General features: G+C 25.5%; 12 protein-coding genes and 1 tRNA gene. All 13 read right to left on the bottom strand.

Annotated elements, in window-relative coordinates; all coding sequences use genetic code 4:
- Positions 1–9 precede the first annotated feature (9 nt).
- Positions 10–1,065, bottom strand: a complete 1,056-nt coding sequence (locus tag MCOLE_RS01575; protein WP_100670861.1) for a phosphatidate cytidylyltransferase — start codon at positions 1,063–1,065, stop codon at positions 10–12.
- A gap of 75 nt (positions 1,066–1,140) precedes the next feature.
- Complete coding sequence (locus MCOLE_RS01570; RefSeq protein ID WP_100670859.1) at positions 1,141–1,857, bottom strand: DxFTY motif-containing membrane protein; 717 nt, start codon at positions 1,855–1,857, stop codon at positions 1,141–1,143.
- Positions 1,858–1,931: 74 nt separating this feature from the next.
- Positions 1,932–2,005 (bottom strand) — tRNA-Gly (locus MCOLE_RS01565).
- A 69-nt stretch (positions 2,006–2,074) separates the two neighbouring features.
- Positions 2,075–2,341: a 30S ribosomal protein S15 gene (gene rpsO, locus MCOLE_RS01560; RefSeq protein WP_100670857.1), complete on the bottom strand. Its 267-nt coding sequence runs from the start codon at positions 2,339–2,341 to the stop codon at positions 2,075–2,077.
- Positions 2,342–2,453: 112 nt separating this feature from the next.
- Complete coding sequence (locus tag MCOLE_RS01555) at positions 2,454–2,999, bottom strand: nucleotidyl transferase family protein (protein WP_100670855.1); 546 nt, start codon at positions 2,997–2,999, stop codon at positions 2,454–2,456.
- Positions 2,999–3,859: a tRNA pseudouridine(55) synthase TruB gene (truB, locus tag MCOLE_RS01550; RefSeq protein WP_100670853.1), complete on the bottom strand. Its 861-nt coding sequence runs from the start codon at positions 3,857–3,859 to the stop codon at positions 2,999–3,001. Before truB ends, MCOLE_RS01555 begins: the two co-directional genes overlap by 1 nt.
- Before the next feature lie 63 nt (positions 3,860–3,922).
- Entirely contained in the window at positions 3,923–4,483 is a 561-nt protein-coding gene (coaE, locus tag MCOLE_RS01545; RefSeq protein WP_100670851.1) for a dephospho-CoA kinase, read from the bottom strand.
- Between the two features lies 1 nt (position 4,484).
- On the bottom strand, positions 4,485–4,763 hold the full coding sequence (locus MCOLE_RS01540) for a hypothetical protein (RefSeq protein ID WP_100670849.1): 279 nt from the start codon (positions 4,761–4,763) through the stop codon (positions 4,485–4,487).
- Between the two features lie 26 nt (positions 4,764–4,789).
- The gene (locus tag MCOLE_RS01535; RefSeq protein WP_100670847.1) at positions 4,790–5,377 is read right to left on the bottom strand and encodes a sigma-70 RNA polymerase sigma factor region 4 domain-containing protein; all 588 of its coding nucleotides are present in this window, start codon (positions 5,375–5,377) and stop codon (positions 4,790–4,792) included.
- 96 nt (positions 5,378–5,473) lie between these two features.
- Complete coding sequence (locus MCOLE_RS01530) at positions 5,474–7,771, bottom strand: RelA/SpoT family protein (protein WP_100670845.1); 2,298 nt, start codon at positions 7,769–7,771, stop codon at positions 5,474–5,476.
- A 290-nt stretch (positions 7,772–8,061) separates the two neighbouring features.
- Positions 8,062–8,163 carry a hypothetical protein gene (locus MCOLE_RS03825; RefSeq protein WP_338101030.1) on the bottom strand — a complete coding sequence of 34 codons (102 nt, stop codon included), beginning with the start codon at positions 8,161–8,163 and terminating at the stop codon, positions 8,062–8,064.
- 219 nt (positions 8,164–8,382) lie between these two features.
- Entirely contained in the window at positions 8,383–8,895 is a 513-nt protein-coding gene (locus MCOLE_RS01520) for an adenine phosphoribosyltransferase (RefSeq protein WP_100670843.1), read from the bottom strand.
- 22 nt (positions 8,896–8,917) lie between these two features.
- Positions 8,918–12,928: a protein translocase SecDF, variant type gene (locus MCOLE_RS01515; RefSeq protein WP_100670841.1), complete on the bottom strand. Its 4,011-nt coding sequence runs from the start codon at positions 12,926–12,928 to the stop codon at positions 8,918–8,920.
- Positions 12,929–12,936: the final 8 nt, after the last annotated feature.

The following is a 12,936-nucleotide window of genomic DNA, read 5'->3' as shown; positions in this document are numbered from 1 at the left end:
ACTCCTTAACTAGTTAATTAATGTAAATAAATACATAAATAAAAATACAAGCATGAATGAGTCAAGTCTATCTAAAACTCCACCATGACCAGGTATTAAATTTGAAAAATCTTTAATATCATTTTTTCGCTTAATTAGTGAAAAGAATAAATCTCCTACTTGCCCTATAAATGAAATTAATGCAGCTAATAATATATACATGAATATAACTAAGCCTTTACCAAACTTAATATCAATATTATTCATGTAATCTGCAAAAACAGCATGACTATTTACAAAGAAATAAAATAATATAGACATTATTACCGCAACAACAAATGCTGTGGTAAAACCACCAATTGCTCCTTCTCAGCTTTTTTTAGGACTTATAACTGGAGCCATTTTATGTTTACCAAAAGCTACTCCAAAAATATAAGCAAATGTGTCAGTTAAAATAACTATTAATCAAATTCATATTGCTGTAACATAACCAAATTTAATGCTTGAGTATTCTTGATTTATATAGTCATTTGATAATGAAATATAAGTGAAACCTTTTAGACCAAATATTATTATTAACGATGTACCAATTATCATGATCAATTTTTTAAGTTCTATACCTGATAAGTAACCAGCAACAAATGATATAGCTAAAAATAATATTAGATATATTATTTGCATATATCAATGCGATAATGGTGATTTCAGTGCTCAACCTTGATAAATAAATAATTGCTCTAAATTCCCTTTTGATGTTATTGGTGCTATGAATACTGCTAATGCCAATATTTCCATCACTACAATAAACCATTTATTTTTTATTTTTAGAGATGTTGATAATTCATAAATACAAAACATTAGTATTGCTATTGAAATACATAGCATTAAAATCCCAAGTGATTGACTTACTATTTTTGCTTTGTGAGCATCATTCATATTGACTCATAATTCTTCACTTAATATAGCTGTTGAAAGAAATAAAACTATCAATGCTACTAATATAATACTTGATGCAAATCTGACAAAGAAATTATTGTTTTTTAAACTTATAAATTTACTTTGAGTTTTTTCAATTTTATTAGTCATAAAATTCCTTTCTTTGAAAATTTAATTACATTAATTTTAACAAATTTTGACTTATTTTTTAAGCGCTAACTCTAGTTATTTTTTATTGTTTTTCTTATTACGCTTTTTATTTTCTTTTTCGTCTAGTTTTTCATTCTTTTTGTTCTTTAATTCAATTGCTATTTTTTCGTTAAGTTCTTCTTTAAATCTATTTAGTTCTTCAATTTCTTGCTCTTTTTTAATTCTATATTTTTCAGCCTTTTCTAATCTTATTTTTTTAATTGAAGGAATTTCTTCGCCTTTTTTATAAGCTTCTAATAGTATTTGATCTTCTTCTTCAATTTTAAATCTGAAGTTTCTTATAAACATAGTCCCTAATGTTCCTATAAATATTCCAATTAAAGCAAATACTACTAAAAATATTAATTTTAAAAATATTGCAAATCCACCTATTGATAATTTATCAATTCAAATACTATTTGTTACAAAACCTGTTAAACATAATGCTATTGCAGTTGTAAAAGTAAAACTATCTTCTTTTTGTCACTTTAGAATATATGTTATTAAATTAAAACCTAAAGCAATTATTAGATATCCTATACATATTATTGTAAGTAAAAATTCTTTTACAGGTAAAACATTATAGTAATTATGAAATTTTTCAGTATTTCAAGAGCTACCTATTAGTATTCAAATTCCTACATATGGTAAAACAACACCAATTATTTCAAATGCAAAACTTATTCAAACGTTTGTTCTTTCAAGATCAAATTCTCTTGTTTTGTTTCAGTCCAAGTTTTTTATTTCACTCATCTGATTCACCTTTTTTCTATTTTTAATTATATCAAAAAATAAAAAACAACCTTTCGGTTGTTTTAATTTTTAAATGGAGCAGGTGAAGGGAATCGAACCCTCACAGTCAGCTTGGAAGGCTGAAGTTCTACCATTAAACTACACCTGCGTTTTAGACACATAAATATAATATAAAAATTAAATCTATGTGTCAATAATTTTAAAGTTTTTTTTAAAATTATTTTCTTAAGCCTAATTTAGCAATAATTTCTTTATATCTGTTAACATCTTTTTTAATTAAGAAATCTAATAAGTGTCTTCTTTGAGCAACTTTTTTTAATAAAGTTCTTCTTGTAGGAACATCTTTTTTGTGTTCTTTTAAATGTTCAGTCATGTTAGCGATATCTTCAGTTAATAAAGCAATTTGAACTTCAGCTAATCCTGTGTTAGCGTCGTTTCCACCAAATTCTTTAATAATTTCAGCTTTTCTTGTTTTTGAAATCATGATCTGTCTCCCTTTCATTTTGATTTTTAGTGTTTCATCAAAGGTGCATTCATGGGAGCGAATAGCATCTCTGGTGAACAATCACTTTTTATATTATAGACTTTTTCAAATTTTATTTCAATAAATTAATGTTAACTTCCAATTCATCCTCAATTTGATCAATTTTATTTTCTTTTACTAATTCTTTAATTCTTGAAGTTGATATGTTTTCATTTCTTTGATAAACAAATACGTTTTCTTCACCAAAGCTTTTTTTTAAATATTGAATATCTCCAGATTTTTGAAACCCAAATTTAAAATCACTACCTTCAACTAACTTAACGGTTTTAAGTTTTGATTTTAATATATTAACAAATTCATTTCTTGTTGTTTTAATCAAACTTTCATCAACATTTAAAATTATTAACTGATCGATTTTAAAATTTTCTTTTAGAAATTCAATTTTCTTTTTCTCATCTAGTAATGTTTGTGATTCTTTATTAGGTTTATGGTCAAAGGTTATTATTACAGATTCTAAATTATGTTCTCTTGCTATTAATTCTGTTTTCTTAATTATGATTTTGTGGTACTTATGTAAAGCATCAAACATTCCTATAGTAACACAAGATTTTTTTTCACTTTGTTTAATATTATTAATATCAGTTTTAAAAACTTTCATTAAATATTCAACCCTCCACGTTTACATTTAAATAGATTGTTCTTTTCTCTTTCATAGCAAGCAATTAGTTGGTCTGCTTTATTTGAAATAAATACAATATCATTTTCTGTTTTTAATTCAATTTTCTTACCATGTTCAATGTTTAGAGTATCTTCTAATTTAAAAATTTCATAGTTTGCCATTTTGACAGCTTCAAACATTTCTATTAAATTTGATTCTTCGCAATCATCTAAAGAAACTGCGTCGACAATTTTGAAATTTCCAGATTCTATTCTATTCAAACGTGTTACGTGTGCTATTGTATTCAATTCTTTTGCAATATCAACAATTAGGCTTCTGATGTAAGTTCCTTTTGAACAATAAACAGTCATTGTTATTTCATCTTCTTCATATTTATCCAAAGTCAAAGAATTAATTGTTATATTTCTTTTCTTAACCTTTACAACTTGATTTTCACGTGCATATTCATATAATTTTTTACCTTCAACTTTTATTGCCGAATACATTGGCGGTTCTTGTTCATATGTAAGACCATTAAACTTTGATACAACTTTTTCTACTTCCTCTTTTTTAATTTCAAAGCGCTCTTGTTCTTCAATTATTTTTCCGTCACTATCATAAGTGTCTGTAGATTTAAATAATTTCATTGTTACTTCATATGCTTTATTTTCATTTAAAAAATAGTCGCTTAGTTTTGTTCCACTATTAATTAAACAAATAACCACGCCAGTAGCTAAGGGATCTAAAGTTCCTGCGTGCCCTATTTTTTTTACATTTAATTTTCTTTTAAGTCTTTGAATTAAATGATTTGTTGTTAAACCTTGGGGTTTATTTAATATTATTATTCCTGATTTATTCATACTATTTATTTTATCTTAATTAAAATTAATTATTTTAAATAAAAAAAAAATAAGATTCAGATCTTATTTAAAAATTTTTTTATGCAGTTGTTTATAAGTTATACTTTTTGTTCATATATTATTATTTATTATTACTTCATTATCTATTTTATATTTTTTAATTCTTTGTTTTTGTTGTTTGTAAATTAAATAAGTTTCTTTAAAAGGCTTTTTGTCTCTTTTTTTAACTCTTCAAAGAGTTGTTAATAAATTTGCTTTAACTCTAATGTATTTATCTACTTCAAGATTTAATTCAGGTAATAAAGCAGCATCTATAACAATATTTCCTGCATTTGTTTGAATAATTAATGAAATTTGATTTTTAATTTCAGGTCAAACAATAGAATTTAATTTATTTAAGCTATTTTCATTTTCAGAAATGATTTTTCTTAATTTACTTCTATCTAATACATCGTTTACAAATGCATTAGGAAATGCATTTTTTAATTGTTTTTGAATATCTCTTGAATTTAAAATTTCCTTTGAAATTTTATCTGCATTGATTACTTTGAATTTTAATTTTTTAATACTGTTTGAAATGGTTGTTTTTCCAGCACCAATAGTGCCATAGACTCCAATTATCATTTTATCATCCACCCATCAATCTTAATTGTTTTTCAGCTGATACAAGTGTCACAGTTACTAATGTATTACTGCTTTCATTAATAACAAAGAAAATGTTTGTATTTGAAGCTGATAAATACAACATTCCGTTCATTCTAAATGTTTTGGTGGAATTAAATATATGTTTTTTAATTGCCTCTTTTACTTCTCAATCTTGTTTATCTTGCAATTTAAGTCTTTCTTTAGCTCTTTGCAAGGCATGCACTGAATAACCCATACTTGGTTTATAGTAATAACTCATTCAATCACGCCCCTTTACAATATATTTTAATCTAAAAATACTTGATTGGAAACTACTTGTCGAATTTCTGGTAAAACTTTATAAAAAATGTTTCTTACTTTTGCTGATGACATATTTAACTCTTCAGCTATTTCAACAAAACTCATTCCATAAATGTAAAGGGTGAAAATTTTTTTAGGTATCTGATCTGTTCTTTTCGCAAAAAATTGCTCAAACAATTGTGTCCAACCAATTTCTTTGTAAGATTCATTTTCAACACTTATATTATTAATCATTTCTTTATACTCTTCAGCAATATAACTGCTTATTCTCATACCTTGATTCATCATTTTATATTTATTTGTTACAAATTTAGCGCAAACATTCATTGCTTTTCAATAAACAGCATCTACTAAGCAACTTTCAAAACTTTTTCTCATGTTTCTATCATAGTACTTATCTAGAATGTCTAAATATGCTTCTCATGCATAAAATTCAAAGTCTTCTAGTTCTAAGGGTATTGAATCAAATTTACTATAGGCTTTTTTAATTGCAAAGTAAATTCTAGCTTTATGTGAGTTAAATAATTTATATTTTTCTTCCATTGTTAACTCATCCTTTTTTGTTTTTTTCATATTTTTATTTCCTTTCAAGGTCATTATATTATTAATAATAATTTTTTGAAAAATTTTGAAAAAAAATATTCAAAACAAAAAAAATAGGCTTAAAACCTATTTAATACTCTTAAATGATCTTTCACAATCTATGATATTTGCAATTGATTTAATTGTTAAAATGATTTGATTTAATTGTGCTGAACTCTTAACTTTAATAGTTAACTCACCATTAACAAGTAATGATTTATCGTCTACTCCTATTTTTACATTAATAGTTGTTGCTTTTAAATTCGATAGTGCTCTTGATATATCATATAAAAGATTTGGTCTATCTGTTGCAAAGTATTTTAATTTAGTTGTATACAAGCTATTTTCAGCTACTGCTGAGTTTCATTGAACTTGAACTAAGCGTTTAGTTTCTTCTGTTGCATATAAGTTATAACATTCTTTTAAATGAACTTTAATACCATTTCCTGACTTAGCAACATACCCGATAACATCTTCATACGGGATTGGTAAACAACAACTTGCAATTGAAGTTTTAATATTTGTTATACCATCAATAACAATATCATTTTTTAAACTTCTATCATTAATTGTTTTAGATTTAATACTTCTTAAAGCTTCTTCATCTTTTGAGAAGTTGTGGTTAATAAAGAATTTATCTGTTGCTTCAACAATTGATAATTCTCCTTTCCCTACGCTTATTAAAAATTCCTCTAAACTTGCATATCCTGCTTTTTTAACAACTTCAAGAACTTCACTAGGTGATTTTCTTTTTCATTTAATTTCTTTTTGATTAATATACGAATTAATTAAGTTTTCAGTTTTTCTTGCTAATTCTTTTCTATCTTCGTCAAATGAATTATCTTCTTTAAGTTTATTTCCTAAATACTTTCTAATTCTATTTTTAGCATTTGATGTAGTAGCGATTTTTAATCATTCGTGTGTTGGTTGTTGTTTAGATGATGTTTTAATTTCAACAACTTGTCCTGATTCTAAAACAGTATTAATTGGTGAAAATATTCCATCGATTTTAGCTCCTGTTGTTTTTTCTCCAATTTCAGTATGAATTCTATAAGCAAAATCTAATACAGTTGCACCATAAGGTAGGGTAATAACATTTTGTGTTGGTGTTAAAACATAAATCATAGAACCAAAAACATCTTTTTGTAACTGATTTTCTAGTTCTCTTTCTTTTGAGTTTTCTTCCTCATTAATTTGATCGGTCAAATCTAAAATTCTACTAAATATATCGATTTGTTCATCAATTTGTTTTTGACGCTTATCAATATCAACAACTTCACCTTCTTTATATCTTCAGTGAGCAGCAGCTCCAGCTTCAGCAACATCATCCATTTGTTGAGTTCTAATTTGAACTTCAAAAAACATTCCTTTGCTGTTACTTAAAGTTGTATGTAAAGATTGATAGACGTTATTTTTTGGAGTTGCTATATAATCTTTAAATCTTCCAGATAAAGGTAAATATTTTTGGTGTAAGTAACCTAAAATTTTATAGCAGTCATCGGTTGACTTAGCAATAATTCTAATAGCGACTAAATCATGCAGTTCTTCAAATTGTTTTCCATTAACATTCATTTTTCGATAAATTGAATAAATTGTTTTTTCTCTTCCAAAAATATCAATTATTTTAATATGTTTTTCTTTTCTTAAAAAGAATGAAATATCATCAATTGTTTTTGCAATATTTACTTCCCTTGATTCACGGCCTTTTTCAATTAAATTTTTAATATCCTCAAAATCTTTAAGATTCAATACTTTGAATGCCATATCTTCTAATTTAGATTTTGCATTCTTCATTCCAATACGGTGTGCAATCGCTGCATAAATAGTTAATGTTTCCTTTGCAATTACTTTTTGCTTTTCTTCAGGTAAATTTTCAATTGTTAACATATTATGTAATCTATCAGCAATCTTGATAATAATAACCCTTATATCTTTAGCCATTGATATATAAAGTTTTCTTAAATATTCAGATTTTATTTGTTCTCGATTTTCTTCTGCAAAATAACTTACTTTTGTAACTGATTCAACAAGTGAAGCTATTTCATTTCCAAACTTTTCTTCAATTTCTTCAATTTTAACTGGGGTGTCTTCTACAACATCATGCAATAGTCCAGCTTTAATTGTTTTTGGACCCATTTGTAATTGGGCAAGATAATATGCTGTTGATAATGGGTGATAAATATATGGATCTCCGTTTTTTCGTTTTTGATTACTGTGCATTTTTTCAGCAAATAAGTAAGCTTCTTTAATTTTATTTAAAGCTTTTCTATCCTTAATATATTTTTTTAGTTCATTCTCTAAAGTTATGTATTCTTTGATTTCAACAATATCTAAGTTTGTTGAAGCTCTTTTGCTAGTTCTTCTAGGTAATATAATACCAGCCATGAAATCACCCATTCTATTTTTTAAATTATAACAAAAAATAGACTTAAAATAAGTCTATAAAACTCTTATATAATGAATTTTTAATTTTTACAGAAACATTTATCTAAATGATCATCAATAATTCCGATTGCTTGTAAAAATGATTAGACAATCACAGTTCCTACAAATTTGAAACCCTTGCTTTTTAAATCTTTATAAAATATAACTGACAGTTCAGTTTGGTTTGGTAAATCTGAAATTAACTTTCAGTTATTGATATTTGTTTATTGTTAGTAAAACTTCAAATATATTTATCAAATGAACCATATTTTTTGTACATTTATAAAGGCAATCGCATTTGAAGTAGCTGATTTGATTTTTAATTTATTTCTAATTATTCCTGAATTTGTTATTAATTCATCAAACTTGCTTTGATCATACTTAGCAATGATTTTATGGTCAATCGCTGCATTTAAGAAATATAATCATCATTATGATTAACTTTCCCTCATTCATTATCATGATAATCATTTAAGATTTCATTTAATGATTAGTCACTTCTTTGTTTATTACTAATATTTCACCTTTTTGTTTTTAATAAAAAACACCTATTTAAATTATAGGTGTTAATCTTAATATTTAACAAGTTTTTGTACTTTGTACTCTTGTAATAAGTCTTCGCTATGTAATGCAGGTAGATCAATTAAGAAAGATACTCCTTCAACTTTTCCATCTTGCATTTCAACTAATTTAACAATTGCTTCAATAGTTCCACCAGTAGCTAAAACGTCATCAATAATAACTATTTTATCTCCTGGCTTAATATCTCCTTTGTGCATTTGTTGATGATTAGTTCCATATTCTAATGTATATTCAATATCAATAACTTCACGAGGCAATTTACCTGGTTTTCTAACTAATACAAATCTTGTGTGAGACTTATAAGCTACGGCACTTGCAAATAAGAAACCTCTAGCTTCTGGTGCTACTACAACATTTGCTCCACACTCATTTACAAATTTTGCCATTTCATCGATTACATAAGTAAAAGCATCAGCGTTATTTAGTAAAGGTGTTACATCTTTAAAATCTACACCATCAATTGGGAAATCTTTAACATTTAAAATGTATTTTTTCAAATCCATTATTATTTACTCCTTTTTTAAATTAATCATTAATATCTTTAACTATTTGTTCTTCTTGAGATACACTAGTTTGAGAAACAAATTCTTTTCTACCATAGTTTGAAACTATTCTTCGTTTTTCTAATCATATTAATAATGGTAATGACATTGTCAAGATAACAATATTTGCTACAAATACACCAATTAATAATGTAATCCCAACTCCAGCGATTGAAGGAATTGTGACAGCTAAAATAACTGCAAATATTAAATAGAAACTTGAAATATAAATTAATCTATTAACTCCAAATTTTAATGAATCAACAAATAATGTTTTAACAAATTTGTTGTCTTTTAAAATGTTTGTTATTTCTTTTCTTCCTGCTTTTTTAGCAGCTCTTATTTCTTTTCTTAAAGGTTTTAGATCAGTTTTATTTTCTTTTCTAATAACTTTAATTTCTTTTCTCAATTCTTCTACTTTAGTTATTTTATTTGATTTAAATAAAGCTTTAAATGCATCTAATTTATAGAATTTTGATTTTTTAACTATTTTAATGTTAACTATTTTTATTCTAATGTCTTTAATACGTTTTTTATTGGCTTTATTTAAAGTTTTTTTATTGTTTATTGCTTCTAAGACTTTGTGCTTAATAACTGCTTGAGCATCTGCTTCTTTTTCAAATTCAATTCTTAGCTCGTCTTTATTTTTAATAGATATTAAAGATTTTGTTTTACCAAGAATGAATATTACAGACATAATTGTAAATGCTACAATTGAAATCATTGTTACCAATATTTCTGTACTTATTGGTACTCTGAACATAATTACTAAAGATGTTGTAATTAAAACAACAACCACAAGTGCTAGTGCTAATGCAACATAGTAAGTTCATTTATATCTAATTAATATATAAACGATTAGAATTAGAATTAAAATTGCAAAAGAAATTAGTATTTGGTTAATTTGACCATATGCAGTAAATGGAATTTGATACATTCCTAAAATACCTTTTGAATCATTAGTATAATTACTTCCTAAACGAGTTTTACCTGTAAAAATACTATTTAATAATCTTTTAGTTCTAGTAATGTTTGTTTGGTTTGTTAATTCAATTTGAATGTATGGCATTAAATTCTCATCTGATGAATTTTCAGTTTGATGACCATATGTGGTACCTGATTCAATAGAATTTAAACTTGTTGTTCCTTTGTATCCTGAGTAGAATGCCTTAACTAAATTGTTATCAAATACATATTCAATTGTATATTTACTCAAATCAGCAACAAATTCTTTATCATTTGCTCCAGCTTCAATATCATTGTATCCTTTGGCATTAGCCATTCTCAGAGCTTCACTTTGGAATGCATTTGCTTCTTCTTCAGATTGGTTTTCTGCTATTTTAGTAACAACATTATCAAAATTATTACCTGGTAATTCATATAAATATTCACCATAAACAATGTAAGTGTTATCTTTACCAAACAAGTTTGAATAGTTAGGACCTACAGTAGCAGCTACAATACCACCAATCACTGAAAACACTAATAATAAAACTATAATAATTCTATTTATATTAAATATTCAATTTTGATTTCTTTTAGTTTTAGCTTCTTCAATTACTGTATTTTCAGCACTAGCTGAAATTGCTTTTGCAACATCCCTATTAACTTTTAAGAACGAGATTCAATCTCTTTTATATCAACGAATTTTTTTCTCTGTTTTTTCAAGAGTTTCAATTTTTTGGTTTAATTTAATAGTTTTTTGTTTATTCTTATTAATTAACTTTTGATTATAATCTTTTTCTTTATTTTCAATTTTAATTTTTAAAGACTCAACTAAATCATTAATTTTTTTAATTCTTAATAATTCTTTTGAACTAATTTTTTCCTTATTAGTTAATATATTTAGTTGATATTCATATTTTGATAAATTGATTTTATCCCTGACAGCAACACCAGATTTAATATCTTTTGTATCAATTGGTAATCATAATGGATGGTTTTTAAAAATTTGAATTTTAACTGATAAATAAATCATTAATCTAAATACAACAATTACTAAAAATAATATAATTGTTGTTGAGACTGTTGCAACAGTTGCAAAGTTTTTTAGTGATCCTGTTCCAATTCAAAAAATAATTAAATTTGGAATTAATATTAATATGAATGAATCAAGTATTATACCTAAGTTTTCCTTATAAGATAATTTAAATGATTCTGTAATTGATCTTTTTTCCTTATTTAAGTGTTTTTTAAATGCTTCAATCGTTAGAATACATGATTCTAATACAAGACCTAACATTATAAAAATTAAAGTGTAAATTTCTATACCAATTGCTATACCAAATAAAGTAGGAGCAAATAATGTTATGAAAACTGATGTTACTGCAATAATTAATGTATAAATACCTAATAATCTATAAGCAATAACCAAGAATACCATTGTAAAAATAGCTAATATTAACAAGAAAATAATAGACGCTAATAACATGTATAAAGTTATCTCTGGATTAAATTCAGTCAACTTTATAACTTTAAAACTAAATCCTGAAGTTGTTTGTGAAATTGAAGCTTCAATTGTTTTTGCAATAGTTGCTGATCTAGTTTTTACTTTTAATTGATTTGTAGTACCGTTATAAACAACACTTGGTATAAATGATGCTCTTGACATTGTTTCAGATACAGAAGAAACACCAGTTTGAGTCACTGAATCATTTATCATGATAAAGTTTTTTTCAAAAATAGACTGATCTAGATATTGAGAAAAAATTGAAGTAGATGATTTTTGAGCAAATAATACCTTTGACAACATAACATCATTAATAATTTTAGCAACTTCATCAATTCTCAATGATTGCGAACCTAAAATTATTTTTTCTGAATATTTACCATCTTTAGTACCACTACCATCTGCTTTTTTAAAGTCTTCAGTTTTTGAATTTGGGTCAATAACATACTTATTTACATTATTTGCAAAAGCATAATTATAATTTGCTGGTGGTGTTTTGCCTTCAAATGTTCCATAAAATAATGCTTTTAAGTCTTTTATAATAAGTTCAGTATTATTTGAACTATTAAATAACATTTTTTCATTAGATACGCTATCTGTTCATCATTTATTAAAACTACCTGATATTAAAGAAGATGTTTGCATTTGGCCAGTTGATGTCATGTATGAAATAGAGAAGAAATCATCTATAACAGCTCTTTGTTGAGCGGTAGTATCTGTGCTTGAATAAAAGCTTAAAATTGGTTGAATTACACCTTTATAATAGTTCTCTAAGTAAGTATCAATCTCTTTTTCATTAGGTGTTTGTAAAAAATACTCTCTAAGATTATTTAAGATTGTTTCAAAAGATGATATAACTGTTAAATTTGCAGGTGTTGAGGCTTGACCTTCTGTTGATGTTGATGCAGCTGTTAGATTTTTTAAATAACTTCCATTTGAACCTTCTTCAAAAGTTAAAAATGGAGAGTTTTGTTGCCCTGAACCGCTTTCTGATTTATCAGGTGTATATTTAACAGATCCAAAAATTTCTGAAATTGCCAATTTATTAGTAATTTCATTGTTACTGTCATATATTCCATTTTCTGAACCTGTTATTTTTTTAACTGTATTATCATCAAAAAGAATATCAGTATAAACATTATTTGATTGAGTAAATGCCATCAATCCACCATCTTGTTCGATTGCATTTATAAATAATCTAGGATTATTTTGGTATTGTTCTTTAGTTGCTCTAATAGAAACTCTATGCTCCCCAACAACTTTAACATCAATTGTATTATCAGAAAAAGGAGATAATTTAGTTTGTAGAGATTCAGCAGCTAATCTAGCATCACCATTTGGAGTTAAAGATCCAGTTGTTGCATTTTGCTTTTCATCATAAACTTCAACAAGTGCATCATATCCACCAGAATATCTTGTATTTAAATTAGTTTTATTAGCAATATTAAATGAAGAGAAAATAATTGAAATAATTAATGAAAAGATAATTAATAATAGACAAAAGATTTGCGCTACTTTCTTAAACGAAGGTTTTTTATTATTCATTTACTTAC

The sequence above is a fragment of the Mesoplasma coleopterae genome (assembly GCF_002804245.1).
Classification (GTDB): Bacteria; Bacillota_I; Bacilli_A; order Mycoplasmatales; family Mycoplasmataceae; genus Mesoplasma; species Mesoplasma coleopterae.
Note: the sequence above shows the minus strand (reverse complement) of the source record. Positions and strands in the feature narration are given on the sequence as shown.